We start from the raw sequence: 26,738 nt of genomic DNA on the forward strand, positions 1-26,738 counted from the left end.
GCTTCCTTCGTACTCACCCTCTCGGGCTTTCCTCCGGGCGCTTCCCTTCGGTGTTTCCGACTCTATCAGATCTTTTTCCGATCCGATTTCCTCGGCGCTTTTCCAGGTTCCCGCTCTCGCGTTTCCCTTTCCGGCGGCTCCGACTTTATCAGAACTTTTGAGCCGGTCTGACCGGCCCTCGTTTCCGATTTATCGGGAGAGGCTTCTCCATGTTCGATCTTGTCGACATGTGCAGAAGCAGATAGATGCTCACTGCCACCCTCGTGGACCCTGTCCATCTCCGGGCAACTGTTTGAATCTACCTCCCCACCCGACCCGTGTCAACGGCTCCGGTGCGGCGAAGAGGAGAGTAGCAGCTCGGCGGACCCAAACGCACATCAGGCGGCGGTCGGCACGGTCGCGCTTCGCCCGATCGGCTCCATGTCCCCGGTGCCCCCGGCCCGTGCCGCCCGACCGCCGAGGACGTAGACGTAGGCCAGGAAGGCCAGCTCGGCCACGATCCCGATGCCTATGCGGGCCCAGGTGGGCAGGCCCGACGGCGTGACGAAGCCTTCGATGGCGCCGGAGACGAAGAGGACGAGGGCCAGGCCGATCGCCATGCCCAGCGCGGCCCGGCCTTCTTCGGCGAGAGCGGTGCGGCGGGAGCGGGGGCCGGGGTCGATGACCGTCCAGCCGAGGCGCAGGCCCGTGCCGGCGGCGACGAAGACGGCCGTCAGTTCGAGCAGACCATGAGGGAGGACGAGGCCGAGGAAGGTGTCGAGTCGGCCGGCCGAGGACATCAGGCCGATGCCCACACCGAGGTTGAGCATGTTCTTGAAGAGGATCCACAGGACCGGCAGGCCCAGGAAGACGCCCAGGACCAGGCACATCGCCGCAGCCTCGGCGTTGTTCGTCCAGACCTGTGCGGCGAAGGCGGCCGCGGGATGGCTTGAGTAATAGGCCTCGTACTCGCCGCCGGGGCGGGTGAGCTGCCGCAACTCCTCTGGAGCCGCGATCGCGGCCTGCACCTCGGGGTGCGTACCGATCCACCACCCCAGGAGCGCCGCGACGACGGTGGACAGGATCGCGGTGGGGACCCACCAGTGGCGGGCGCGGTAGACCGCCGCGGGGAAGCCCTCCAGCAGGAAGCGGGTGACGTCCCGCCACGAGGCGCGGCGGGTTCCGGTCACGGCACTGCGCGCGCCTGCCACAAGTTGGCTGAGCCGCCCCGTGAGCTGCGGGTCGGGTGCGCTGGACTGGATCAGGGAGAGGTGGGTGGCGGTGCGCTGGTAGAGGGCGACGAGCTCGTCGGCCTCCGTGCCGGTGAGCCGACGCCTGCGGCGGAGCAGGGTGTCGAGGCGGTCCCATTCCGCTCGGTGGGCGGAGACGAAGACGTCCAGGTCCATCGTGTCTGCCTGCTCCTCGGCTGGTTGTTCGACAACTCGTCGGCTGTGTCAGCTTGTCCTACTGCGGCGCGGTCGCCCTCAGCTTGGCAGACTGACCGTTCCAGGGGCAGGCCAGGGGAAGGACGACGGGCGTGAGTGAGCTGGTGACGGGTGAGGCCGTGGCGCTGGAGGTGCGCCCGGCGAGGCTGCCCAGCAGGGCACTGGCGGTGCTGCTCGACCTGGTCGTGACGGTGACGGTCTACATGGTCGTGTCCATGGCTCTTCTCGTGGCCACGGCTTCCCTGGACGAGGCGGCGCAGATCGCGGTGTCGATCGCGTCGTTCCTGCTCATCCTGGTCGGGGGGCCGATAGCCGTGGAGACGCTCAGCCACGGGCGGTCGCTCGGGAAAATCGCGTGCGGGTTGCGGGTGGTCAGGGACGACGGCGGGCCGATCCGGTTCCGGCACGCGCTGGTGCGTGGCGCTATCGGTGTGGTCGAGAGTCTGATGACGTTCGGGGCTGTCGCCAGTATCGCCTCGCTGGTGTCGGCGCGGGGGCGTCGGCTGGGTGACGTGTTCGCGGGCACCCTGGTCGTGCGGGAGCGGGTACCGGCCGGGCAGGCGACCGCCGTGCCTCCGCCGCCGCCCTGGCTGGCGGGACGTTTCTCGGCACTCGATCTGTCGGCGGTGCCCGACGGGCTCTGGCTGGCGATCCGGCAGTACCTGACGCGGATGCAGCACCTCGATCCCCAGGTCGGCTGGACCATGGCCGAACAGCTTGCCGCCGATCTCGCCGCCCGCACTGGGACTCCGGCGCCGCGCGAGGTCCCGCCGCCCATGTATCTGGCGGCGGTGCTGCAGGAGCGGCAGGCACGTGAGGCCAGGCGCGCGTTCGGCGGCGGCTCCGCGGCCGCTGCGACCACCGGAGGGGGCGGGGCCCGGGTCGCCGGGTTCGGGGCGGCGCCCGGTGCTCCCGGGTCCGCCGCCGCGGCCCCGCCCGCCGCGCATCAGGACACTCCCTCCTGGGGTGCCCCGTCCACGGAACTCCCGTCGCAGCACGCGGCCCCCGAGGAGACTTCGCGGTCCGAACGTCCCGGCACCGGGTTCGTGCCGCCGGCCTGACACGTTGGCCGGCCGTCACGGTCGGCTTCTCTCGGCCTCTTCCGGCTCGCGGGTTCAGGCGTCGAAGACCGACGGGGGCGACTGGAGGTCCTCGAGCTCGATCCCTGGGGCTGCCAGAACCACGTCCCCGGCGATGTGCACGGTGTGCTGCTCGCCCGTGTCCAGGGCTGTGACCTGGTATTCGTCCACGGTCAGAGGGCCGTTGTCAGTGGCGTGTGCTTCTCTTTCCAGCAGAGCCCAGGACTGGTCCACGGTGCGGGGGGCGAGGACCGGGTCCGTGAAGGCAACGAGTCGGACGCGGGTCGCGGAGGCAGAGGGGGTGAGGCGCAGAAGACGGGCGGTGGCGACGAGGAACGCGGGGGACGTGCCGGTGAAGGCGTGGGCGCGCACAGTGCCTTCGGTGGCATGGATGCCGGTGGGGTCGGTGCGGACCCAGGTGACGCCGTCGAGGGCGGCACCGCGCACCTGCCAGCTTCCCGCGTGGAGTTCGAGGCGGAGGGGACGGCCGAGGTCGTCCAGAGCCAGGTCTACGGAGCCGAGTCGAGTGCCCGAAGGGGTGGTCACCTGGGACACGTAGCGCCAGCCGGAGGGGCCGGGGGCGCACTGGAAGTGCTCTTCTGCGAGGGGGGTGTGATCGTGCGGATCGTGAAGCGAATAACGGCCGCGGGGCATGGGGGTCCTGGGGTGTGACGGGCTGGGCAGGCCCCCGGCACGGGGGTGCGGGGGCCTGCCTCGAAGGACCTGGGTGAGACGCGGGATGCGGCTCGGTGGTGGTCAGTAGCGGTAGTGGTCCGACTTGAACGGGCCGTCGACCTCCACGCCGATGTACGCGGCCTGCTCGGGGCGCAGCGTGGTGAGCTTGACGCCGAGGGCGTCCAGGTGGAGGCGGGCGACCTTCTCGTCGAGGTGCTTGGGCAGCACGTAGACGCCGGTCGGATACTCGTCGGGCTTGGTGAACAGCTCGATCTGGGCCAGGGTCTGGTCCGCGAAGGAGTTGGACATCACGAACGACGGGTGGCCGGTGGCGTTGCCCAGGTTCAGCAGGCGGCCCTCGGACAGCACGATGATCTTCTTGCCGTCCGGGAAGGTCCAGGTGTGGACCTGCGGCTTGACCTCGTCCTTGACGATGCCGGGGACCTTGGCGAGGCCGGCCATGTCGATCTCGTTGTCGAAGTGGCCGATGTTGCCGACGATGGCCTGGTGCTTCATCTTCGCCATGTCGGAGGCGAGGATGATGTCCTTGTTGCCGGTGGTGGTGACGAAGATGTCGGCCGTCTCGACGACCTCGTCCAGCGTGGTGACCTGGTAGCCGTCCATCGCCGCCTGCAGCGCGCAGATCGGGTCGATCTCGGTGATGATCACGCGGGCACCCTGGCCGCGCAGGGACTCCGCGCAGCCCTTGCCCACGTCGCCGTAGCCGCACACGACGGCGGTCTTGCCGCCGATCAGGACGTCGGTGGCTCGGTTGATGCCGTCGACCAGGGAGTGCCGGCAGCCGTACTTGTTGTCGAACTTCGACTTGGTGACGGAGTCGTTGACGTTGATCGCCGGGAACAGGAGGGTGCCCTCGCGCTGCATCTCGTACAGGCGGTGCACTCCGGTGGTGGTCTCCTCGGTGACGCCACGGATCTCGGAGGCCAGCTGGGTCCATTTCTGGGGGTTCTCGCCCAGGGTGCGGTTCAGCAGCTCCAGGATGACGCGGTGCTCGTCGGACTCGGCGGTGTCGGGCGAGGGAACCTTGCCGTCCTTCTCGTACTCGACGCCGTTGTGGACGAGCAGGGTGGCGTCACCACCGTCGTCGAGGATCATGTTCGGGCCGCCGGTAGGGCTGTCCGGCCAGGTCAGCGCCTGCTCGGTGCACCACCAGTACTCCTCGAGGGTCTCGCCCTTCCAGGCGAAGACCGGAACGCCCTGCGGGGCGTCGGGGGTGCCGTCGGGGCCGACGGCGATGGCGGCGGCCGCGTGGTCCTGGGTGGAGAAGATGTTGCAGGACGCCCAGCGGACCCGCGCGCCGAGGGCCGTCAGGGTCTCGATCAGGACGGCGGTCTGCACGGTCATGTGGAGGGAGCCGGTGATGCGGGCGCCCTTGAGCGGCTGCTTCGCGGCGTACTCCGCACGGATCGCCATGAGGCCCGGCATCTCATGCTCGGCGAGGGAGATCTCCTTGCGGCCGAACTCGGCCAGGGACAGGTCGGCGACCTTGAAGTCCTGTCGGTTCTCGACAGTCGTCATGGGGTGCTGCTCCTCGGGGTTGGGGCGAGGTGGGTACGGCTGATCTGCGCGGCGGCGGACACAGGGGTGCCCGAAGAGGACACATGGCATGCCCGCGTGCGCGCAGCGCAGTCCGTCGGAGGCCCTCTCTCCCTCGGCCGGTCCCTGCTCGGGCCGCCCGACCGCCATCAGCAGCGACGTCTGGCTCCGAACCAAGCTACACCGGAGAGCCGGGCGGCCCCAGTCCGCCTCAGCACACTCCGCTACTCTCTGCGCCGCGGACGGGCCGCGTGGGGAGGGGACGGATGTCTGGCAGCGGGCGGGGAATCGGGGTCGCGGCGCTGGTGCTGGGACTGGTGGGGCTGGTGCTGGGCTTCGGCTCCTTCGGGTACGCGAGGACGGCGTACGGGGGATCCGTCGTACAGGGCTCCAGCATGTCTCCGACGTACAAGCGGGGAGACCGGATCTTCTTCGAGCGGGTCGACGGCACCCGGGTGCGGCGTGGTGACGTCGTGCTGTTCTCCGCGCCGGAACGCTACGGCTTCACCGCCGGCGTCGTGACGCGGGTCGTCGGAGTGGGCGGCGATCACGTGGTGTGCTGCACAGGTGAGGGAAGCGGGGCGCGGGTCACTGTGAACGGCAAGCCGCTCCAGGAGCCGTATGTGAAGGACGGTGACGCCGACGGAGCGCACAAGGCCTACGACGTGACGGTTCCGGAGGGGCGCCTGTTCCTGCTGGGCGATGATCGGGCGAACTCGAACGACTCGCGGTTCTTCGCCGCCGACCACGGCGGGACGGTGCCCGTCTCGGCCGTCCAAGGCCGGGTCACCGAAAGTCGCACCGCCCTCGTCCTGATCCTCACCGGGTTGCTCGCAGGGGTCGTCTCGTTCCTGGTCGGGCTCGGGCTGGGGATCGCGGCGCTGGCCGGACGACGTCGGAAGGCGGTGCCGCCGGTGCCGTCGTGGCCCGTGCGGGCGTGAACGCGGACGGCGCCCGCCGGGGCAGAAGGATCGGCAGGCGCCGTGACGGCTCTCGGACTCAGTGTCCGGTGGGGTGCGGGGTGGGGCCGCCCGGGGTGGCCTCGCGGTCCGGGCCCTTGGCTGCCTCGGCCTCGCTGTAGATGTCCGGTTCCAGGTAGATGACGCGGGCGATGGGAACGGCGGCGCGGATGCGGGACTCGGCGGCGTCGATGGCGGCGGCGACGTCGGCGGCCGTGTCGTCGTGCCTGACGGCGATCTTGGCGGCGATGAGCAGTTCCTCGGGGCCGAGGTGGAGCGTGCGCATGTGGATGACGCCGGCGACGGTGTGGCCGTCGACCATGGCGGTCTCGATCTGCCGGACCACGTCGGCGCCGGCGGCCTCACCGAGCAGCAGGGACTTGGTCTCGGCGGCCAGGACGAGGGCGATCAGCACGAGCAGGGCGCCGATGCAGACCGTGCCGATGCCGTCCCAGATCCCGTCGCCGGTGAGCAGGGAGAGGCCCACACCGCCGAGGGCGAGGACGAGACCGATCAGCGCGCCGAAGTCCTCCAGGAGCACGACGGGCAGTTCGGGTGCCTTGGCGCGGCGGATGAACTGCGGCCAGGACAGCTGGCCGCGCAGTTGGTCGGCCTCCTTGACGGCCGTGCGGAAGGAGAAGCCCTCGGCGGCGATCGCGAAGAGGAGGACGCCCACCGGCCAGTACCAGTGCTCCACTTGGTGGGGATGGCTGATCTTCTCGACGCCCTCGTAGATGGCGAACATGCCGCCGACGGAGAACAGGACGATGGAGACGAGGAAGGCGTAGACGTATCGTTCGCGGCCGTAGCCGAAGGGGTGCTGGGGGGTCGCCTCGCGCTGGGCGCGCTTCCCGCCGATCAGCAGCAGGAACTGGTTGCCGGAGTCGGCGAGGGAGTGCACACCCTCGGCGAGCATGGACGAGGAGCCGCTGAAGGCGAACGCCACGAACTTGGCTGCCGCGATGGCGAGGTTGGCGCCGAGTGCCGCCATGATCGCCCTGGTACCGCCTGACGCGCTCATCTGTTCGCGTTGTCCCTTCGCCGTCGTACGCCGTTGCGGCCGTGGCCCGTGCTCGGCCGGTGAATCATTGTGGCAGCCCGGACCGGCGGCGGTACCGGGGCGGCGGCCTCAACGGCCGCCGCCCGCGCGGTCATACGACGACAGTGGCCCGGAACAGGGTGCCGGCGCCGGATGCCTCGGTCTTCTCGCCGGCCGGGACGAACACGGACTGCCCCGGCGTCAGTTCCTGCCGGCCGGCCCGCACGGTGCCGGCCGCGCAGAGCAGGATCTGCGGGGTCCCGAGCGTGAGGTCGCGGGCGGCGGCGTCCTCGGGCAGGACGTAGCGGGACAGGCGGAACTCGTCGACGGGGGTGTCGTAGACCTCCTCGCCGTCGGGGCCGGCCTCCGGGGACAGGATGCCGGGGTCGCCGGCCTCGAAGCGGACGATGCGCAGGAGTTCGGGGACGTCGACGTGCTTGGGGGTCAGGCCGCAGCGCAGGACGTTGTCGGAGTTGGCCATGATCTCCACGCCCAGTCCGTCGAGGTAGGCGTGCGGGACGCCGGCGCCGAGGAAGACCGCCTCGCCCGGCTTGAGGCGGAAGTGGTTGAGGAGCATCGCGGCCAGCACGCCCGGGTCGCCCGGGTAGTGGCGGGCGATGCCGGCGTAGGGGGCGTGGTCGCCGCCGAGGCGGGCACAGGCGGCCGCGGCCTCGGTCACCGTCGCGGCCATCTCCTCGCGGTCGGAGGTGAGAAGGGCGGTGAGGACCTCGCGCAGGGCGGCTTCCTCGGGGCGGGTGCGCAGCACCTCGATGTACGGCTTGAGGGAGTCGACACCGAGGGCGTCGAGCAGGTCGGCGGACCGGTTCGGCGCGCGGAAGCCGCACAGGCCGTCGAACTCGGTGAGCGCGCAGACCAGTTCGGGCTTGTGGTTGGCGTCCTTGTAGTTGCGGTGCGGGGCGTCGGCGGGGACGCCTCGGCGTTCCTCGTCGGCGTAGCCCTCCTTGGCCTGTTCGAGGTCGGGGTGGACCTGGAGGGAGAGCGGGGCGCCGGCGGCGAGAATCTTGAGCAGGAAGGGCAGGTGCGGGCCGAACTTGGCGACCGTCCCGGCGCCGAGTTCCTTCTCCGGGCCGGCCTCGATGACCTCGGCGAGGGTGCCGCGTGCGGTGCGCGAGGGTGCGCCCGGGTGGGCCCCCATCCACAGCTCCGCCTGGGGCTCGCCGCTCGGCTCGACACCCAGCAGGTGCGGGATGGCGGTGGTGGAGCCCCAGGCGTAGGGGCGGATCGTGTTGTCGAGGCGGTCCATGCGCTTCTCTCTGCGGATCTCTCTGCGGTTCTGGGCTGTTCTGGGCTGTTCTCGTCTGCCGTCGAGGACAGAACTCGTCTGCCCTCGAGGACAGGTCTCGTCTGCTCTCGAAGAGGGACAAGGACAGATCAGGTGCCGGAGGCGAGCGCCAGGTAAACGGCGGTGAAATCCGTGACGGCGATCAGTTCCGCGAGGGTCTCGATCTCGTCGCCGGGGTCCGGCTCCAGCTCGCTGATCGGCGTGTCGTGGCTGAGGGCCAGGTCCCGCGCGGCCGGGGCGGCGGTCAGTCCGCCCAGCGGCCGGTCGCGCAGCAGCACCACGCGCGCGTGCAGGGCCGGCCGTTCCTCGACGCGGTCGCGGAAGAAGTCGTCCGGGTCGGCGCTGGCGGCCAGCGGACCGGCGAGCAGGGCGCTGTGCGCGGCGAGGGCCTCGGGCAGTTCGGCGACGATAGCGGGGATGCCGGACAGTTCGGCGAGCCCGGCGGCGAAGCGGCGCCCCGCGGGTCCCGCGGAGGCGCCCTCGGTCCAGATGACCGGCAGCGCGTCGGCGAGTTCGGCGGCGAGGGTCTTGGCCGGGTTGCTGTAGGTGACGATGGCGGGTCCGCAGCGCTCGGCGATGTGGTCCAGCCGGTCGGCGACCTTCTCCAGAGCCTCCGGCGGAGCGGTGAGCAGGCCGATGCGGTCCAGGAGGGCCAGCAGCGGGGTGAGCAGCGCCCACAGGACGCCCGGAGCGGAACCGGCGAGGGGTTCGCCGTGGTCGTAGGGGGCCGTGGCCATGGGGATGAACAGGCCGCGGGCGCCTTCGAGGGTCTCGGCGAGCGGGGTGCCCGCCGGGGCCACGGCGACGACTGTGCAGCCGCGCCGGTAGGCCTGCTCGGCGAGCAGGGACAGGCTCGGTTCGGTGCCGTCCGGAGTGGCGATCAGCAGCAGGTCGACGGAACCGGCCCAGCCGGGCAGCTCCCAGCGCAGGGCGCCGGCGGCGGAGGCCACGCCGGTGGGTGCCAGCCGGATCACGGGGCTGCCGGCGCCGGCGAGCGTGCCGAGCAGGTCGGCCGCATGAGTGGCGGCGGCGCCGGGTCCGGCGATCAGGACGGCGCGCGGGCGGCCGTCGGGCCTGAGGCCGCCCACGCCGGCCTCGGCTGCGTTCCGGGCGGCGGTCCGGACGCGGGCGCCGGCCTCGGCGGCACCGCGGAGCAGTCCGCGGCGGTCGGCCTCGGCGAGCCCCTCCGGGGCGTCGAGCAGCGATTCGTCGAGCATGGGCGGCAGCCTCCCGATCGGGCACCGAGCGCCTGGTCGTCTCCGTGCGGGCAGCGGGACCCGTCCGGGCGAGGCCGTGGGCCTCTTCCGGACGAGCCGGCGTCACGCGGGGCGGCGGGCCTCGTCGACGAGCAGGACGGGGATGCCGTCGCGGACGGGGTACGCCAGACCGCAGTCCTGCCCGGTGCAGACCAGCTCGGCTTCCTGCTCCTTGAGGGGGGCGTGGCAGGCCGGGCAGGCGAGGATCTCCAGGAGGCCGGCTTCGAGCGGCATGGGGTTTCCCTTCGGGCGGGTGGAGGCGTCGGTGCGGTCGTACGGACGTGCCTGGTCAGCGTACCGCCGGTGGCGGCGGCGTGGCGGGGTCGGGCCGGGACCCGGCACGCCGGGGCGCAGGCCCCGCCGGGTGAACGGTCCGTCAGCCACGGATGATCGCCAGGGCCTCGTCGCGCACCTTGGCCATCGTCGGCTCGTCGCGGGCCTCGGCGTTCAGCCGCAGCAGCGGCTCGGTGTTGGACGGGCGGACGTTGAACCACCAGTCGGCGGCGGTGACGGTGAGGCCGTCGAGTTCGTCGAGGGTGACGTCGGCGCGGTCGGCGTAGGCCGACCTGATCGCGGCGAGGCGGGCGGCCTGGTCGCCGACCGTGGAGTTGATCTCGCCGGAGCCGGCATAGCGGTCGTACTGGGCGACGAGGGCCGACAGGGGTCCGTCCTGGCCGCCGAGGGCCGCGAGGACGTGCAGGGCGGCCAGCATGCCGGTGTCGGCGTTCCAGAAGTCCTTGAAGTAGTAGTGCGCGGAGTGCTCGCCGCCGAAGATCGCGCCGGTCCTCGCCATCTCGGCCTTGATGAAGGAGTGGCCCACGCGGGTGCGGGCGGGCGTGCCGCCGTTCTCCTCGACCACCTCCGGGACCGACCAGGAGGTGATGAGGTTGTGGATGATCACACCCTTGCCGCCGTTCTTCGCCAGCTCGCGGGCGGCGACCAGCGCGGTGATCGCGGAAGGGGAGACCGGCTCGCCGCGCTCGTCGACCACGAAGCAGCGGTCGGCGTCGCCGTCGAAGGCGATGCCGAGGTCGGCGCCCTCCGCGCGGACCCGCTTCTGGAGGTCGACGAGGTTGGCCGGGTCCAGGGGGTTGGCCTCGTGGTTGGGGAAGGTGCCGTCCAGTTCGAAGTAAATCGGGACGAGGTCGACGCGCAGCCCGTCGAAGACGGTCGGGACGGTGTGGCCGCCCATGCCGTTGCCCGCGTCGACGACGACCTTCAGGGGGCGCAGGGAGTCCAGGTCCACGAGGGAGCGCAGGTACGCCGCGTAGTCGTGCAGCGTGTCGCGCCGGCTGATCGTCCCCCGCCGGGCGGCCGGCTCCGGGGCGCCCGAGGCGAGCCATCGCTCGACCAGTTCGCGGATCTCCGCCAGCCCGGTGTCCTGGCCGACGGGGGCCGCGCCCGCACGGCACATCTTGATGCCGTTGTACTGGGCCGGGTTGTGCGAGGCCGTGAACATCGCGCCGGGCAGGTCCAGGGCGCCGGAGGCGTAGTAGAGCTGGTCGGTGGAGCACAGCCCGATGCCGGTGACGTCGGCGCCGTGGCGTGCGGCGCCGCGGGCGAAGGCGCGGGCCAGGCCGGGCGAGGAGGGCCTCATGTCGTGGCCGATCACGAGGGCCTCGGCACCGGTCACCTGGGCGAAGGCCGCACCGAAGAGCTCGGCCAGCGGCTCGTCCCACTGGTCCGGGACCACCCCGCGTACGTCGTACGCCTTCACGATCTGCGACAGATCAGCAGCCACGGCCAGCCCTTCTGAGGTCCTATCGGTCACCACAAACTACCGCCGGTGTGCGAACACGAGGCAGCGAAGGCGGGGGATGCGGGTGACGGAAGGAGTGCGCGGCCGGACGGACTGTCAGTTGTCGGGCGAGCGGAGCACGCGCAGGTGGCCGCGGCGAGCGACCTCCATCGGGTCCGCGGCACGCGCGCCGCCACCGGCCTCGGCCGCGCGTTCCTGGGGCCTGGCGGCCTCGCGCACGGCGTTGGCAAGCGCTTCCAGATCGTCACCGCTGGGCCGCGCGGGAGCCGATCCGTCGAGGAGCCTGACGACCTCCCAGCCGCGCGGGGCGGTGAGGCGCTCGGAGTGTTCGGCGCACAGGTCGTAGCAGTGGGGTTCGGCGTAGGTGGCGAGCGGGCCGAGGACGGCGGTCGAGTCGGCGTAGACGTACGTCAGCGTCGCTACGGCGGGACGGCCGCAAGCGGTGCGCGAACAGCGACGTACAAGGCTCACGACGTTGGACGGTACCGCACTCTTGAGCGGGCCGCGACGACTCTCCACCAGGCCACTCCCCCGTGTCGCGGTATGAAACGTCCCGGAAGCACCATCTGTCACACTTCGCTGACCTGCATGAACGCGGCCCGACGAGAGCTCGAACAAGTCGGATCCGGTCACGACCGGGTACAAAATCAGTCAATTACCTTGATATTGACGGCCCCGGAGAGATATGGAATCGAGCCCCAGCTTGGCTGAAATGCTCACTGTGACGCGGGCCGTGACGCGTTCCCGCACGGTGTCCGTGATGGGGCGTGGAGCCGGGCGCGCGGGGACGCCGGGGACTACCCTTCAGCGGTGATGGACAACCGTGTACCGCCCCGTGCCACCGGCCCCGGGCCCCGTCGACGTGATCGCCACGGCCGGGGCATGCGCGGCCCGATCGCCCCGCCGCAGGTGCCCCTCGCCGCGAGCCGCGCCGAGGCGTTCGCGGATCTGGTGCAGGACTCCGTGGACCGGCTGGAGCGGCGCTGGCCGCAACTGGCCGACATCGACTTCTTCGTGGTGGAGGTGCCGCGGCTGGACGGGCCGGGGCAGGCGTGGAGCGACGAGGCGGTGCCGCTCGGGGGCACGGTCGCGTCGCGTGAGGGGCGACGCGCGCGCGTGGTCGTCTACCGGCGGCCGGTGGAGATCCGCACCAAGGGCCGCGACGAGCGGGCGGCCCTGGTGCATGAGGTCGTGGTCGAGCAGGTGGCCGAGCTGCTGGGGCTGACCCCGGAGACGGTCGACCCCCGGTACGGCGAGGACTGACCCCGGTACGGCGAGGACTGACCGCCCCGCCGCGCCGAGGGGCGGCCCCGCGCGCCGGGGACCGCCCGGCTCACTTCTGCAGCACCGACAGGTCCTGCTCCGCGCGCGGCACCGCCACCATCCCCCGGTCGTCCGGCAGCGTCTGGATCGTGAAGCCGGAGCTGCCCTCCTTCGACGCCGTGAGGGTGCGCGCCCCGTAGACCGGACCGCCGGAGACCCGCTCCACCGTGACCGCGTACGTCCCCTTCACACCGGACGGCACCGGCGGGGCGATGTCCTGGGTCGTCCCCTCCTTGATCGTGTAGGTCTTCGACACTGCCGTGCCGCCGCCGCTGCCCGCCGACGCGGTGACCTTGACCTCCGCGGTGGCGGTCGGAGCCGTCAGCGACAGCGTCGAGGCCTTGGCGCTGTTGTCCGGCGAGGTCGCCCGGGTCACGACCGGGCCGGTCGCCGGGATGAACGCCGTCTCCTGCCGGTCGCCCTTGCCCCTGAGGACCCGCAGCGCCGCGACCACGGGCACCGACCGCGAGGTGGGGGTCAGCACCAGCGATCCGGCCTCCTCGCGCGTGACCTCGCCGAGGTCGACGACGGTCGTCGTCCCGCCCTTGAGGTGGACCGTCTCGTGTCCCGCGGGCGTGATCAGCCCGGACGGCGAGGCGAGGCGCACCTTCAGGTCGGCGTCGGAGTCGGCGGGCGTGAAGGCGACCAGCCGCACGTCCGTGGCATCCTTGGGGATGCCGGGGAGCACCAGGCTGCCCGCCGGGTCGGCGGACGCCGCCAGCCAGTCCCCGCCCAGACTGTTGTCGAGTGCCTGCACCGCCGCCCCGACCCGGCCGCTGCGCACGCTCACGTGCACCGTGAGGTCCTGCTGCGAGGAGTCGGCGAGCGTGGAAAGCAGGACCGGCTCGCTGGAGTGCGCCGGAACAGTGATGCCCTCGCCGGCGGACGACTTCACGACGCCCTCCGTGCCGTAGAGCTGGATGTCGACGACGGCCGCGGAGTCGTCCGGGTTGGTCAGGTGGAGATAGTCGGACCGGGCGGCGGCGGTGCTCGCGCCGGGGAACCAGAACTGGGTGTCCGGCGCGGTGCAGGTCACGCCCAGGAGGCCGCGGCCGGCGCCCACGGCGACCTCGGTGGTCTGCTGCACCGTCCAGCCGGGCGCGAACTTGCCCTCGGCCGTGCCGATCAGCGCGGTCCCGTCCCCGCCCGAGAGGTCGTGGGCGACGGGGGTGCCGGGCTCCTTGGGGTCCAGGACGGACTTGGCGGTCTTGTTCTTTCCGCCGCCCTTGGTCCTGTCCGTGGAGCCGCCCTTGGCCGAGCCCTTCCCGTCGGCCGTGTCCGACGGCTCGGCGGGCAGGAGCTGGGCCTTGCCCGTGCCGCCGGTGCCCGTGGTCACGGGGGTGAAGGACGTGTACGCGGTGTCGGCTATGTCGGAGGTGCTCGGCGCCGGGCACACCAGTGTCGTGCGCTCGACGGGCAGTTGCGCGGCCGCCGTGGCGGTGCCGGCGCCCGTGGCCTCCGGCGTCTTGAGCGCGGCGAATCCGGTGACGGCGGCGAGCGCGGTCACGCCGGCGATCAGGGACAGGGTCGTGCGATTCACTGCTGGCTCCCGTCGGGGCGCTCATTGCCGTTGCCGTGCGGGTGGTGCTGAGCCGGGTCGTACGGCTCCTCGTATCCCTGCTGGTACGTCGTCCGCTCGTAGGGCGGCGCCGGGGTCTGGCCGCCGTACCCGTACGGGTCGTACTGGGCGCCCTGGTACGGGTCGGCCTGGTACGCCTGGTCGTAGCCGCCCGTCGGGTACTGCTGGGGCTGGGCGCCCTGGAACTGGCCGCCGTCCTGGTACTGCCCGTCGTCCTGGTACTGGCCGCCGTCCTGGTACTGCCCGCCGTCCTGGTACTGGCCGTCGTCCTGGTACTGGCCGTCGCCGTAGCCGCCGTACTCGGCCGTGGCTCCCGCGTAGGCAGTGGTGTCCCACTCGTCGTAGGCCTGCTGGTGCGGGACGGCGGCGGCGGCCTCGTCCACGGCGGGAGGCGGCACGGCGCCCGGTTCCGGCCCGAAGTCCGGCCGGCCGGGCTCCCCCTGTCCGGGCACCTCCTGCCCGAAGCCCTCGTGACCGCCCCCGTCCTGTCCGGCCTCCTCGGCCTCGGCCTGGGCCCGCAGCCTGCGGGCCCGGCGGCCCTCTCCGGCGACGGCCTGGGCGGGAACGAGCTCCTCCTCGGGCAGGTCGTCGTCGACGTCACGCCGCCGGCCCGGCAGGGCCAGCACGACGAGGACGACGGCGAGGGCGCCCTGGGCCCACAACCAGGCGGTGTGGCTGAACGGATCGTCGAAGGTGACGTCCAGCTTGCCGCCGGAGGCGGGGAGCTGGAAGCCCTGGGCCCAGCCGTCGACGGTGGTGCGCGTGAGCGGCTTGCCGTCCAGGGTCGCCGTCCAGCCGGCGTCGGCGGAGTCGGCCAGGCGCAGCACGCGGCCCTCGGCCCCGGACCCGATGGTGGTGTGGATCTCGACGGGTCCCGCGGCGACGGGCTCGGCGGTGCCCGGGCCCGCGGCGGAGACGATGGCGGCGCGCGAGACCTCCTGGTTCACCCGCCACAGGGCGCTGCCGTCCTGCTGGCTGAGCCGGGTCAGGCCCGGCGTGGCGTCCAGGACGCGGCTGACGTCGCGGGGCGCGCCCTTGTGGACCAGGACGTAGCGCACGGCGTAGCCGCCGAGCTGGCCGGCCTGGTCGGCGCCCGAGCCGGCGACCAGGTTGGCGACGACCTTGTCGAGGTGCTTGTCCGCGCCGTTCACCGCGGCGAGTTCGGCGTCGCCCATGCGGGCGCCGGAGCCGCGTACGAGCATGTAGCCGACGTGGGCGGGCGAGTCGCTGTCGAGGACCAGGGTGCGGGCCTGGTCGCGGGTGGCGCTCTCCTCGGCGACGAACGCGGGCACCTGCACGGGGTCGCGCCGCTCCACGGGGCCGTCGGCGCCGCCGATCATCCAGCCGGCGGCGACGAGCAGGGGTCCGGCGGCCGAGGCGAAGGCGATCAGCGCGGCGACCGGCTGGCGCCAGCCGAAGCTCTGCTCGGCCACACGCGCGCGTGCCCCGTCGGCGCCGACCACGGCGGCGGCGAGGAGGGCGAGGCCGTAGACCAGGGTGGCCGGGCCGGCCCAGGTGGACCCGTTGGACAGCACGGCGAAGACGAGCGCCACCAGGGCGACCGCCCAGGCGGTCCAGATCGCAAACTGGCGCTCGGAGCGCAGCAGGGCGGCCAGCGCGGCCAGGACGATGCCGATGAGCATCAGCCCGTGCATCGTGCCGGGTCCGCCGGGGCCGGCGCCGAGCAGGTCGAGCGCGGAGGCGGCGGAGGAGCCGTAGTCCAGGCCGGCCTCGTGGAAGAAGCCGAACGGCAGCAGCGACAGCGACCAGGGCGCGAGGACCAGCAGCGGGGTGCCCAACTGGGCGAGGAAGCGCAGCCCGTGGGCCACGATGTCGTCGCGGCGCACGACCAGCACGCCGAGGCCGAGCAGCAGCGCGACGGGCCACACGATCGGCGTGAACGCGGTGGTGATGGTCAGCAGCAGTGCGTACGCCCAGGTGGCACGCCAACTGCCGCGGGCGCCGGGGGATTTGGCGAGGCCGCCGGCCGCGACGCCCGCTCGGGCGATCAGCGGCAGCAGCACGGCCAGCACGGCGGTGCCGATGCGGCCGCCGGCCAGCGCGCCGGTGGTGGCGGGCAGGAAGGCGTAGGCGACGGCGCCCCAGGCGCGCAGCAGGCGGGAGGGGACCAGCGGGCGGGAGGCGAAGTACGCCGTGAACCCGGCCAGCGGCACCGATCCGACGAGCAGGACGGTGACCGCGAGTCCGGTCGAGCCGAGCAGCAGGGAGGCGAGCATCGCGACCATCGCCAGGTACGGCGGTGCGGACGGGGTGCCGCCCGCGCCCACCGGGTGCCAGGCGTCGAGGTAGCGCGACCACAGTTCGGAGGAGTCGGCGGGTGCGGGCAGCAGGGCGCCGCCCGCGAGCGCGCCGCCGCCGAGCAGACCGCGGCAGGCCGCCAGGGAGACGAGGAGCAGCACCAGGAAGAGCACCGGCCCGGGTTTGCGGGCGATGCGCTTGAGGCGGGCGAACTGCTCGATCTCCAGGTAGTCGGCGTCGTCGCCGCCGGGCCCCGACTCGATCGCGCCGTGCCGGCCGGCCGAGGACGCCTCGGCGTCGGAGCCGCCCCCAATGTTGCCGGCCACCTGTTCCACCGTGGCGCGGATGGTGGCGCCCGGCGGTGGAAGCAGCGCCTTCAGTTCGCCCTTGTCGATCTGCGGCCTGCCGCGTCTGCCGCGGCCCGCGATGATCCGCTCGGGCCGGAGCAGGACACTCATCAGGCCGCGGATCTCGTCGACCGCCTGCCCCGGCACCTTGCCGACGAGGTAGGCGACGGTGCGCAGCAGGGTGCCCAGGACGAGCCGCAGCAGCACCCAGGGCAGCGCCGCCGTACGGACGTTGACGAGCAGGGTGTAGACGGCGCCGGCCTTGTCGACCTTGTGCGGGGAGGCGGCGGTGCGGCCGACGCAGTCGACGGTGCGGCGCTCGCGGGAGGCCGCCTCGGCGTGCCGTACGACGGCTTCGGGGGCGACCAGGACGCGGTGGCCGGCGGAGAGGGCACGCCAGCACAGGTCGACGTCGTCGCGCATCAGGGGGAGCCGGCGGTCGAACCCGCCCAGTTCCTCGAAGATGTCACGCCTGATCAGCATTCCGGCGGTGGACACCGACAGCACGGGCCGTACGTGGTCGTGCTGGCCCTGGTCCTGCTCGCGGCGGTCGAGTCCGGTCCAACGGCGGCCGGAGTTGGCGATGCTGACGCCCACTTCGAGGAGCTGCCTGCGGTCGTACCAGCCGCGCAGCTTGGGGCCGACGACGGCCACGTCGTCGCGGCCGAGTTCGTACTCGTTGTCCACGACGCGCAGCAGCTCGGCCAGGGCGTCGGGTTCGGGGGCGCAGTCGTCGTGCAGCAGCCAGAGCCACTGCACCGGCTCCCCGTGGGGCAGTTCGGGCAGGTCGTAGGCGTCGTCGCGCCAGGTGCGCGTGACGGGGTCCCAGCTGCTGGGGCGCTTGAGGTACGGCAGGTCGTCCGGGGTGAGGACCGGGGCGCTGTGGACGGCCTCCTCGACGGCCTGTCCGAAGCCGGTGCGCCGGGCGAGGTGCAGGACGCGGTCGGCGCCGAGGGCGTCGGTGACCACCTGGGCGGACTCGTCCCCGCTGCCGGTGTCGGCGGCCACGGCGTACTGGACGGGGCGCTCCTGGCCGAGCAGGCCGGCGAGCGCGTCGGGCAGCCAGCGGGCGCCGTCGTGGGAGACGAGCACGGCGGTGACGACGTGGCGCGGGTACTCCGGTGTGCCGGTCTGGTCGGACACCGTCGCGCGCGCGGGGTCGGGCGCTGGGGCAGCGCCGTCGTAGTGGGCTGCCGTATGGCTGTGCACGGACATCGAGATACGGGCCCCGGTTCGGTGGTCTGCGGTGGACGCCCGCGCCCGCTGGGGGCAGGGGGCGTGTCGGACGAGCGACCACACTATCGGCTGGCCAACAAGGCGGCCCGCCGCCTGTGGATAACCCACCTGCGACGGGCCGTTCGTGACGTTTTTCCGGGGGAAGTGAGCGGAGCCTGCGGTGGTTCGGCGGTCAGACGGCGGCCTTCTTCAGCCGGCGGCGCTCCCGCTCGGACAGGCCGCCCCAGATGCCGAAGCGCTCGTCGTTGGCGAGGGCGTACTCGAGGCACTCGGAGCGGACCTCGCAGGCGAGGCAGACCTTCTTGGCCTCGCGGGTCGAGCCGCCCTTCTCGGGGAAGAAGGACTCGGGGTCGGTCTGGGCGCACAGCGCGCGCTCCTGCCAGCCGAGTTCCTCGTCCGCGTCGTCGACCAGCAGTTGCTGCACCAGCTCGGTCATGTGCGCCCCTCGTCTGTCTTTCGCGTCCCCGTGATGCAGCCGTTATCTGTCCGGCTGAACGACACGAGTGAAATTACAAGTGTGCTGCTCCGGGCGAGTCAAGCCGAGATCTGCTATTGAGCCCCTTATTCACTCTGCGGAACCAAGCCCATGCGGAAAGTGTTCAAATCGGGATAAACCCCTACACCCCGCTGAGGCCCCGAGGGTCTCGCCCCCCGCACGGAGCCCGCACAAGGAAGGACGACCCGGACTTCGATCTCGTTCCGACACACGCACCGAAGCGACCCGGATCACGGTCTGATCACGGGATCGCAACGGGGCTTGCGCGCCCGGCATGGACGCCATGTGTCCCGGTAGCCGCCCGAGCAAACCTTTCACCTGCGAGATGAACCGGATGAGGTGAAACATGTCCCACATTCCGGGCGTCAGGTTGACAGTGAAGGTGTGAGCCGCTGTCCTAGAGGGCATGCTCGCGAACTCGGCACTCACCACGACCCGCACCGCCGGGTCCCGCGGTGCAGCCCACGTTCGCCACAGCTGTCGCTGTTGCGGCTGTTGAGCCCCACGCGCGCACGCGTGCTCCAGCCGTAGTCCGGGCCCCCGCGGCCGGACCCCCGTTCCCTCTTCTTTCACCCTTTCACCGAGGAACCACCCCACCCTCATGAACAGCGACAGCGACCTGCAGATCGCGGGCGACATCCTCGAAGTCCCGCACCTGCTCCAGGCCCCCCGCGAACACCCCTCCACCGTGGCCGAGTTCGTCGGTCTGGCCCGCTCCATCGCCGCCGACCGCGCCCAGTGGGCGCACCTCGTCCGCTACGACGCGACGACCCGCTGGTACCACCGGCTGCGCACCGGCCCCGGCTACGAGGTGTGGCTGCTGTCCTGGGTGCCCGGACAGGGCAGCGGACCGCACGACCACGGTCCCTCCTCCGGTGTGCTCACGGTCCTCGACGGCGAGCTGACCGAGCGCACCGCGCGGGCCGCGCGCACGCTGGGCGCGGGCGCGCAGCGTGTGTTCGCACCCGGGTACGCGCACGAGGTCGTCAACGACACGCTGGAGCCGGCGGTCAGCCTGCACGTGTACTTCCCCGGTCTGACCGAGATGCCCATGCACCCACGGTCCTCGGCCGGGGCGGCCCACTCCGCCGCCCGGTGCGCGGGGGCCTTCCACTTCCCCGACCCGGCGGGCGCGGCCGGCGCCTGAGCCGCCCGCGGGGGACGCGTCCTTCGTCCACAGGCCACCACGCGCCGGCTCCCTCGTCCACAGGCCGCCACGCGCCGGCCCGGCGGCTGACACACTGTTTCCATGCGGATTGTGGTTCTGGCAGGCGGCATCGGTGGTGCCCGGTTCCTGCGCGGTCTCAAGCGGGCCGTGCCGGACGCGGACGTCACGGTCATCGGCAACACCGGCGACGACATCCACCTCTTCGGGCTGAAGATCTGCCCGGACCTGGACACGGTGATGTACACGCTCGGCGGCGGCATCGACGAGGAGCAGGGCTGGGGCCGGGCCGAGGAGACCTTCCATCTCAAGGAGGAGCTCGCGGCGTACGGCGTCGGACCGGACTGGTTCGGTCTGGGCGACCGCGACTTCGCCACGCACATCGTGCGCACTCAGATGATCGGCGCCGGGTACCCGCTCAGCGCGGTGACCGAGGCGCTGTGCGACCGGTGGAAGCCGGGGGTGCGGCTGATCCCGATGACCGACGACCGGGTGGAGACGCATGTCGCGGTCACGCTGCCCGACAGCGGCGCCACCCCGGGGCCCGGCGAGCGCAAGGCCGTCCACTTCCAGGAGTACTGGGTACGGCTGCGGGCCTCGCTGCCGGCCGAGGCGGTGGTGCCGGTCGGCGCGGAACAGGCCAAGCCGGCGCCCGGCGTGCTGGAGGCGATCGCCGCGGCCGACGTGATCCTCTTCCCGCCGTCCAACCCCGTCGTCTCCATCGGCACCATCCTCGCGGTGCCCGGCATCCGGGAGGCCATCGCCGACGCCGGGGTACCGGTGATCGGCCTCTCCCCCATCGTCGGGGACGCGCCCGTGCGCGGCATGGCCGACAAGGTCCTCGCCGCGGTCGGCGTGGAGTCCACGGCCGCGGCGGTGGCCGAGCACTACGGCTCCGGACTGCTGGACGGCTGGCTCGTCGACACGGTCGACGAGGCCTCCATCGAGCGGGTCGAGGCCGCGGGCATCCGGTGCCGGGCGGTGCCGCTGATGATGACCGACGTCGACGCTGCCGCCCGGATGGCGGACGAGGCGCTCACGCTGGCCGAGGAGGTGCGCGGGACATGAGCGGCACGACGCAGCAGCCACGGGCCACCCCGGAGTTCCGGGTCTGGGCGGTGCCCGGACTGCCCGAGGTCGCGCAGGGCGACGATCTGGCCAAGCTGATCGCCGGCGCGGAGCCCGGGCTGGCCGACAGGGATGTGCTGCTCGTCACCTCCAAGATCGTCTCCAAGGCCGAGGGACGGCTGGTCCACGCGACCGACCGGGAGGCCGCGATCGACGCCGAGACCGTACGGGTCGTGGCCCGGCGCGGACCGCTGCGGATCGTGCAGAACCGGCAGGGGCACGTCATGGCGGCCGCCGGGGTCGACGCGTCCAACACCCCTTCCGGCACGGTTCTGTTGCTCCCGGAGGACCCGGACGCGTCCGCGCGCGCGATCCGGGACGGGCTGCGCGACGCCCTCGGGGTCACCGTCGGCGTGCTCGTCACCGACACCTTCGGGCGGCCCTGGCGCGCGGGACTGACCGACGTCGCCATCGGCGCCGCCGGCGTGCGGGTGCTGGACGATCTGCGCGGCGGCACCGACGCCCACGGCAACCCGCTGAGCGCCACCGTCGTCGCCACCGCCGACGAACTCGCCGCCGCGGGCGACCTGGTCAAGGGCAAGGCCGCCGGGCTGCCCGTCGCCGTGGTGCGCGGACTGCGGCACGTGGTCGCCGAGGAGGACGGGGAAGGAGCCCGGGCCTTGGTGCGCGACGCACGCGACGACATGTTCCGGCTGGGGACCTCCGAGGCCGTGCGGGAGGCCGTGACCCAGCGGCGTACCGTGCGGTCCTTCACCGACGAGCCCGTCGACCCCGGCGCGGTGCGGCGGGCGGTGGCCGCGGCGGTGACCGCGCCCGCGCCGCACCACACCACGCCCTGGCGGTTCGTGCTGCTCGAGTCCGCGCAGTCCCGCACCCGGCTGCTCGACGCGATGCGCGAGGCCTGGATCGCGGACCTGCGGCGGGACGGCAAGAGCGAGGAGTCGATCGCCCGGCGGATCCGGCGCGGGGACGTGCTGCGCAACGCGCCGTACCTCGTGGTGCCGTGCCTCGTCATGGACGGCTCGCACGAGTACGGCGACGAGCGGCGGGACGGCGCCGAGCGGGAGATGTTCGTGGTCGCCGCCGGGGCCGGGGTGCAGAACTTCCTGGTCGCGCTGGCCGGGGAGCGGCTCGGCTCGGCGTGGGTGTCCTCGACGATGTTCTGCCGGGACGTGGTGCGCGAGGTGCTCGGGCTGCCCGCGGACTGGGATCCGATGGGGGCGGTCGCCGTCGGGCATCCGGCGGAGCGGCCGAGGCCACGGCCGGAGCGCGACCCGGGGGCGTTCGTCGTCTCCCTGTGACCGCATAGGCTCGTACGGCACCTCAAGGCAACCCTGGATCTCACTCGTGGCAGGACGTTTCGCTCCGCGGCCCCCGCGTCCGACCGTGCGCGGCGGGCACGCCGGCGTACCCGCGGCCGTACCCCGGCAGGCCGTCGCGCCGGGGCTGGTGCGCGCCTGGGCGCCGGACGGGCCGCTGGACCTGGGCCTCGTGCTCGGGCCGCTGCGGCGGGGGCAGGGCGACCCCACGTTCCGGGCGACGCCCGACGGTTCGGTGTGGCGCACCGGCCGCACTCCGCTCGGACCCGGGACGCTGCGCGTGTCCGCCCATGGCGGGAAGGTGCGCGGCGAGGCCTGGGGGCCGGGGGCCGCATGGCTGCTGGAGCAGTTGCCCGAGCTGCTCGGGGCCGCCGACGACCCGTCCCCGTTCGTACCGCGGCACCGGCTGCTCGCGCTGACCCGGCACCGGCGGCCGGGACTGCGGCTGACCCGGACCGGGCTGGTGCTGGAGTCGCTGATCCCCTCGGTCCTGGAACAGAAGGTGACGACGGTCGAGGCGTACGCGGCCTGGCGGACGCTGGTGCGCACGTTCGGGGAGCCGGCGCCCGGGCCCGCCCCCGGACGGATGTACGTCATGCCGGCGCCGCGGACCTGGGCGCTGATCCCGTCGTGGGAGTGGCACCGGGCCGGGGTCGACGACAAGCGGGCGTCGACCGTGCTGCGGGCGGTGCGGGTCGCCGCGCGGCTGGAGGAGGCGGCGCGCATGCCTCCGGAGCGGGCGCGGGAGCGCCTGGAACTGGTGCCCGGCATCGGGCCGTGGACGTCGGCGGAGACCGTGCAGCGCAGTCATGGCGCGGCGGACGCCGTCACGGTCGGCGATCTGCATCTGCCGGGCATCGTGGGCTGGGCGCTGGCCGGGAACCGGAACGCGGACGACGCGGAGATGCTGCGCCTGCTGGAACCGTACGCCGGGCAGCGGCATCGGGCGGCCCGGCTGATCCTGGTGAGCGGGCGGGTGCCGCCCCGGCGGGCGCCGCGGATGCCGAAGGGCGACATCGGGCGCCTCTGAGCCGGGTCGGCTTCGTCCGCCGTCGGGTTCCCTCAGTGCGGCCGGCACGAGGCCGGGCTACTGGTCCGAGGAGAACCTCACGGACCCGGCCGGGATCGTCGCGTCGCACCACACTCTCGCGCCGTTCCTCAGCTCGTTGTCCGCGCCGACCACCGCGCCGTCGCCGACGACCGTGCCGTTGAGGACGGAGCGAGTGCCGACGCGGGCGCGGCTGCCGATGAGGGAGTCGGTGACGACGGCACCGGACTCGATGACGGCACCGGGCAGGATCGCGCTGCCGAACACCCGTGCGCCCTCGGCGACGAACGCGCCCTCGCCCACCACCGTGCCGCCGGTCAGCTTGGCCCCGGGGGCCACGACGGCCGTGGGCAGGATCAGACGGTCGCCGCATCGACCGGGCACGGCCGGGGAGGGCGCGCGGCCGAGGACCAGGTCCGCGGAGCCCCGTACGAAGGCGGCCGGGGTGCCCAGGTCCAGCCAGTAGGTGGAGTCGACCATGCCCTGCAAGTGGGCGCCCGCCGCGAGCAGTTCGGGGAACGTCTCCCGCTCCACGGACACCGGCCGGTCGTGCGGGATCGTGTCGATGACCGAGCGTCTGAAGACGTACGCCCCCGCGTTGATCTGGTCGGTGACGATCTCCTCGGGGGTCTGCGGCTTCTCCAGGAAGGCCAGGACGCGGCCGGTCCCGTCGGTCGGGACCAGACCGTAGGCGCGGGGGTCCGGCACCTGCGTCAGGTGCAGGGAGACGTCCGCGCCCGTCGTCTCGTGGGTGCGCACCAGCGCGCGGATGTCCAGCCCGGTCAGGATGTCCCCGTTGAAGATCAGGACCGGCTCGTCGGGGGCGGAGCGCAGCCGCGGGGCGACGTTGCGGATGGCGCCGCCCGTGCCCAGGGGCTCCTTCTCCGTCACGTACTCCAAATGGAGCCCGAGCGAGGAGCCGTCGCCGAAGTACGGCTCGAAGACCTCGGCCAGATAGGAGGTGGCGAGCACGACGTGCTCGACGCCCGCCGCTCTCGCCCGCGCCAGCTGGTGGGTGAGGAACGGCACGCCCGCCGCACGCACCATCGGCTTCGGGGTGTGCACCGTGAGGGGGCGCAGCCGGGTTCCCTTGCCGCCGACCAGGAGGATCGCTTCTGTCACCTGTCGTCTCCGCTTCCTGTTCGTCCTCGGTCCGCCCTCAGCGGCCCTGGTAGCGCGCCGCGGCCGACCGGATCGTGCCGAGCTTGCCGTAGAGCTGCTGGCCCGGGCAGTCGGTGGCGAGGCCGTCCCGGTGGCCGGAGATCACGTTCAGGCGTACGCTCTTCCCTTTTTGGTAGAGGTTGCCACCACCGGACGTCAGATATGTCTTTCCGAGCGGATTCATCCCGTAGAGGCCGAGCTTCCACGCGGTCAGCCGTGCGACGGCCGTCACCGCGGCGGAGGAGGGCTTGGTGGTGCCGTAGGTGCCGATGACGGCGACGCCCATGCTGTTGCTGTTGAACCCCATGGTGTGGGCGCCCAGCACGGCCTTCGCCGCACCGCCCGCCCTGCCCTCGTACGTGTTCCCGCACTTGTCGACCAGGAAGTTGTAGCCGATGTCGCGCCAGCCCATGCTCTTGACGTGGTAGCGGTAGATGCCGCGGATCACCGCCGGGGCCTGCGCGCAGGTGTAGCTGTTGCCGGAGGCCGTGTGGTGCACGAACGCCACCTTGACCTTCTGGGTGTAGACGAAGCCCCGTTCGCGCAGGGACTCGTCCGCGCCCCAGCCGTGGCGCGTGACGATCCCCGGCCGCGGTCCGACGGGGGCCCGGGCGCTCCGGCCCTCCGCCGGTTCGCCGCCGGGCGGGGCGGGCAGTTCGCGCTCGGTGTCCTCGCGGCCGGGCGCGGAAATCCCGCCGCCACCGGCCGCGGCGCCCCGTGCCGGGGACCGGGTGCCGGGGTCGACGAGTTCCAGGCGCAGCCCCGCGGGCAGCGGGACCGGCCGGGCGGCCGGGTCACGGCTCCCGGCATCGGCACGGACGCGTACGTCGACGCCGTCGCAGTCGCCCACCCACAGCGGCGCGGTGGCGCCGTGCACGTGTCCCGAGGTGCGCTCGGCCGTGCCGGGGTCGGCGCCGTGGTCGGCGTTGTGGGTGTCGAGGTCCTGCCAGCCGGACCAGGCGCCGGTGGCGGCTGAGCGGGTGCGGATCCGGACGGTGCCGTGCAGTTCGGCGTCCGGGTCGTCCCAGACGACGCCGGCCAGTGAGAAGTGGCGGACGTCCGTGCGGCGCAGGCCCTGTTCGCGGGCGGCGCCGCCGGGGCCGGGGTCGCGGATGAGCGGGGCGAGGGGCAGGGACTGGGTGCTCCCCGGGACGGCCGCCGACCCGGTCGCGGAGGCCGGCTCGGCGCTCGCCCGACTGCCCGTCAGGCCCGGCGCGAGGGCGAGGGCGGCCGTGCACGTGACACCGATCGAGGAGGCAAGAAATCCGTATCGACGCATGCTCCTGATCCTGGACATGGTCAGACAAACCTGTCCATCCGGGACTTGACGGGCCGTCGACTGCCGTTGCGCCGAACCGGTGGCCCGCCGCTCACCCGCACGTGGCCCGCCACGCGGTGGACGGGAGTGGCGGCGCGTACGCTTGCGCGGGTGAACGCCACCGAACGCACCCCTGCCGACCTGCTGCGTTCCGCGCTCGCCGCGGATCCCGGACGCCCACTGGTGACCTTCTACGACGACGCCACGGGCGAACGCGTCGAATTGTCCGTGGCCACCTTCTCCAATTGGGTGGCCAAGACCGCGAACCTCCTCCAGGGGGACCTCGGCGCCGGACCCGGCGACCGGGTCGCGCTGCTGCTGCCGGCGCACTGGCAGACGGCGGTGTGGCTGCTGGCGTGCGCGTCGGTGGGCGCGGTGGCCGACGTGGACGGGAACGCGGGCGCGGCCGACGTCGTGGTCAGCGGTCCCGACACGCTGGACGCGGCCCGCGCGTGCTCCGGGGAGCGGGTGGCGCTGGCGCTGCGGCCGCTGGGCGGGCGGTTCCCGCAGCCGCCGGAGGGATTCGTGGACTACGCCGTCGAGGTGCCGGGGCAGGGCGACGTGTTCGCGCCCTTCGCTCCGGTGGACCCGGAGGAGCCGGCGCTGATCGTGGCCGGGGCCGAGTACACGGCGGCGGAGGTCGTGGAGCTGGCCCGCGGCGACGCCCCGGAGCTGAATCTGACCGGGCCGGGCTCCCGCCTGCTGTCGGCCCTGCCGTACGACACCTGGGAGGGCCTCAGCGCGGGCCTGTACGCGCCGCTCACCGCCGGCGCCTCGGTCGTCCTGTGCCGCAACCTCGACCGCCTGCCCGAGGACGCCCTCGCCAAGCGCATCGAATCCGAACGGGTCACGGCCACGGCCAGATGACGCGACCGGGCCCCGCGCCCGGATCTCAGCGACCACCCGCCCGCCCTGAATCTTGCGGAATGCTGGATTCGGGGCGAACGGCGCGAATTCCACTGCCGCGCGGATTCGGATTCCGGACCGGAAAGGGATTCATCTGCGCAGTCGAACGACTACAGTGGGTATTCTCCGTGCCTCGCGCACGGCTCGGGCCGAGCGCTCGCGGGACCCGTGACACGACCCCCGTCCACGACGTCGTTCCAGGACAACACCGCCAACTCGAGGGCCCCTGGGGGTAAAGCCCCGGCCAAAGGCGAACTTTTGTCCAAGGAAATGGGCGAATTGCCCCCTTGTGCGGAAGTGGAATTTGTCACCAGCGTCGCTCGATGTTGAATCAGCCGGATAGTGTGAGCGATCCGGTGCGGCTGGCCGCGAGGTCTTCCTGGGGTCACGCACTGTGTGAAGCAGACCTGGCGCCGAGAAGGGCAGGCGCCGCGTGGCCCC

At 72.7% G+C, this 26,738-nt stretch carries 22 protein-coding genes; 8 read left to right on the forward strand and 14 right to left on the reverse strand.

Translation table 11 applies throughout. The features are described from left to right. Window positions 1-377: 377 nt before the first annotated feature. A complete protein-coding gene (locus tag ACF09J_RS12765) occupies window positions 378-1,385 on the reverse strand; it encodes a stage II sporulation protein M (RefSeq protein WP_392305432.1) in 1,008 nt (335 codons plus the stop codon). Window positions 1,386-1,516: 131 nt separating this feature from the next. Here ACF09J_RS12765 and ACF09J_RS12770 point away from each other — a divergent pair, with 131 nt between their 5' ends. Continuing rightward, window positions 1,517-2,485: an RDD family protein gene (locus tag ACF09J_RS12770; protein ID WP_392305433.1), complete on the forward strand. Its 969-nt coding sequence runs from the start codon at window positions 1,517-1,519 to the stop codon at window positions 2,483-2,485. Window positions 2,486-2,539: 54 nt separating this feature from the next. Here ACF09J_RS12770 and ACF09J_RS12775 read toward each other — a convergent pair whose 3' ends face one another. Together ACF09J_RS12775 and ahcY are read right to left on the reverse strand one after the other, a co-directional pair. After that, complete coding sequence (locus tag ACF09J_RS12775) at window positions 2,540-3,157, reverse strand: hypothetical protein (protein WP_392305434.1); 618 nt, start codon at window positions 3,155-3,157, stop codon at window positions 2,540-2,542. 102 nt (window positions 3,158-3,259) lie between these two features. Further along, on the reverse strand, window positions 3,260-4,717 hold the full coding sequence (gene ahcY, locus ACF09J_RS12780) for an adenosylhomocysteinase (RefSeq protein WP_392305435.1): 1,458 nt from the start codon (window positions 4,715-4,717) through the stop codon (window positions 3,260-3,262). A 284-nt stretch (window positions 4,718-5,001) separates the two neighbouring features. On the opposite strand from ahcY, the gene lepB reads away from it, so the two are divergent. After that, window positions 5,002-5,676: a signal peptidase I gene (gene lepB / locus ACF09J_RS12785; RefSeq protein WP_392305436.1), complete on the forward strand. Its 675-nt coding sequence runs from the start codon at window positions 5,002-5,004 to the stop codon at window positions 5,674-5,676. Between the two features lie 58 nt (window positions 5,677-5,734). Here lepB and ACF09J_RS12790 read toward each other — a convergent pair whose 3' ends face one another. From ACF09J_RS12790 to ACF09J_RS12815, 6 genes are all read right to left on the reverse strand, one after another. Next, window positions 5,735-6,715: a cation diffusion facilitator family transporter gene (locus ACF09J_RS12790; RefSeq protein WP_392305437.1), complete on the reverse strand. Its 981-nt coding sequence runs from the start codon at window positions 6,713-6,715 to the stop codon at window positions 5,735-5,737. 130 nt (window positions 6,716-6,845) lie between these two features. Beyond that, window positions 6,846-7,997, reverse strand: coding sequence for a mannose-6-phosphate isomerase, class I (gene manA, locus ACF09J_RS12795; protein ID WP_392305438.1), 1,152 nt, complete (start codon window positions 7,995-7,997; stop codon window positions 6,846-6,848). Between the two features lie 128 nt (window positions 7,998-8,125). Continuing rightward, a complete protein-coding gene (locus tag ACF09J_RS12800; RefSeq protein WP_392305439.1) occupies window positions 8,126-9,253 on the reverse strand; it encodes an SIS domain-containing protein in 1,128 nt (375 codons plus the stop codon). A gap of 102 nt (window positions 9,254-9,355) precedes the next feature. After that, window positions 9,356-9,526 (reverse strand): Trm112 family protein, encoded by a 171-nt coding sequence (locus tag ACF09J_RS12805; protein ID WP_100570979.1) that lies wholly within the window; start codon window positions 9,524-9,526, stop codon window positions 9,356-9,358. A 142-nt stretch (window positions 9,527-9,668) separates the two neighbouring features. Continuing rightward, window positions 9,669-11,033, reverse strand: a complete 1,365-nt coding sequence (locus tag ACF09J_RS12810) for a phosphomannomutase/phosphoglucomutase (RefSeq protein ID WP_392305440.1) — start codon at window positions 11,031-11,033, stop codon at window positions 9,669-9,671. Window positions 11,034-11,147: 114 nt separating this feature from the next. Continuing rightward, window positions 11,148-11,570, reverse strand: coding sequence for a DUF3499 domain-containing protein (locus ACF09J_RS12815; protein ID WP_392305441.1), 423 nt, complete (start codon window positions 11,568-11,570; stop codon window positions 11,148-11,150). Window positions 11,571-11,864: 294 nt separating this feature from the next. Between ACF09J_RS12815 and ACF09J_RS12820 the strand changes: the two genes are divergently transcribed. Next, a complete protein-coding gene (locus ACF09J_RS12820; RefSeq protein WP_392305825.1) occupies window positions 11,865-12,314 on the forward strand; it encodes a metallopeptidase family protein in 450 nt (149 codons plus the stop codon). A 70-nt stretch (window positions 12,315-12,384) separates the two neighbouring features. On the opposite strand, the gene ACF09J_RS12825 is transcribed toward ACF09J_RS12820, so the two are convergent. From ACF09J_RS12825 to ACF09J_RS12835, 3 genes are all read right to left on the reverse strand, one after another. Further along, window positions 12,385-13,914 carry a DUF5719 family protein gene (locus ACF09J_RS12825; protein WP_392305442.1) on the reverse strand — a complete coding sequence of 510 codons (1,530 nt, stop codon included), beginning with the start codon at window positions 13,912-13,914 and terminating at the stop codon, window positions 12,385-12,387. After that, complete coding sequence (locus ACF09J_RS12830) at window positions 13,911-17,774, reverse strand: glycosyltransferase (RefSeq protein WP_392305443.1); 3,864 nt, start codon at window positions 17,772-17,774, stop codon at window positions 13,911-13,913. The genes ACF09J_RS12825 and ACF09J_RS12830 overlap by 4 nt, the downstream gene beginning before the upstream one ends. A gap of 193 nt (window positions 17,775-17,967) precedes the next feature. Further along, a complete protein-coding gene (locus ACF09J_RS12835) occupies window positions 17,968-18,231 on the reverse strand; it encodes a WhiB family transcriptional regulator (RefSeq protein ID WP_003975777.1) in 264 nt (87 codons plus the stop codon). Between the two features lie 661 nt (window positions 18,232-18,892). Between ACF09J_RS12835 and ACF09J_RS12840 the strand changes: the two genes are divergently transcribed. The 4 genes from ACF09J_RS12840 to ACF09J_RS12855 all read left to right on the forward strand — a co-directional run bounded on the left by ACF09J_RS12840 (window position 18,893) and on the right by ACF09J_RS12855 (window position 22,894). Further along, window positions 18,893-19,438, forward strand: coding sequence for a cysteine dioxygenase (locus ACF09J_RS12840; protein ID WP_392305444.1), 546 nt, complete (start codon window positions 18,893-18,895; stop codon window positions 19,436-19,438). A gap of 102 nt (window positions 19,439-19,540) precedes the next feature. Next, a complete protein-coding gene (gene cofD / locus ACF09J_RS12845) occupies window positions 19,541-20,524 on the forward strand; it encodes a 2-phospho-L-lactate transferase (protein ID WP_392305445.1) in 984 nt (327 codons plus the stop codon). Next, window positions 20,521-21,846, forward strand: a complete 1,326-nt coding sequence (locus tag ACF09J_RS12850) for a coenzyme F420-0:L-glutamate ligase (RefSeq protein WP_392305446.1) — start codon at window positions 20,521-20,523, stop codon at window positions 21,844-21,846. The genes cofD and ACF09J_RS12850 overlap by 4 nt, the downstream gene beginning before the upstream one ends. Before the next feature lie 46 nt (window positions 21,847-21,892). Further along, window positions 21,893-22,894: a DNA-3-methyladenine glycosylase family protein gene (locus ACF09J_RS12855; RefSeq protein WP_392305447.1), complete on the forward strand. Its 1,002-nt coding sequence runs from the start codon at window positions 21,893-21,895 to the stop codon at window positions 22,892-22,894. A 57-nt stretch (window positions 22,895-22,951) separates the two neighbouring features. Here the strand turns inward: ACF09J_RS12855 and ACF09J_RS12860 are convergent, their stop codons facing one another. Beyond that, complete coding sequence (locus ACF09J_RS12860; protein ID WP_392305448.1) at window positions 22,952-24,034, reverse strand: sugar phosphate nucleotidyltransferase; 1,083 nt, start codon at window positions 24,032-24,034, stop codon at window positions 22,952-22,954. Between the two features lie 37 nt (window positions 24,035-24,071). Continuing rightward, window positions 24,072-25,370 carry a peptidoglycan recognition protein gene (locus tag ACF09J_RS12865; RefSeq protein ID WP_392305449.1) on the reverse strand — a complete coding sequence of 433 codons (1,299 nt, stop codon included), beginning with the start codon at window positions 25,368-25,370 and terminating at the stop codon, window positions 24,072-24,074. Between the two features lie 132 nt (window positions 25,371-25,502). Here ACF09J_RS12865 and ACF09J_RS12870 point away from each other — a divergent pair, with 132 nt between their 5' ends. After that, entirely contained in the window at window positions 25,503-26,258 is a 756-nt protein-coding gene (locus ACF09J_RS12870; protein ID WP_392305450.1) for a TIGR03089 family protein, read from the forward strand. Window positions 26,259-26,738 lie beyond the last annotated feature (480 nt).

Source organism: Streptomyces sp. NPDC014889, from assembly GCF_043081205.1.
Classification (GTDB): Bacteria; Actinomycetota; Actinomycetes; order Streptomycetales; family Streptomycetaceae; genus Streptomyces.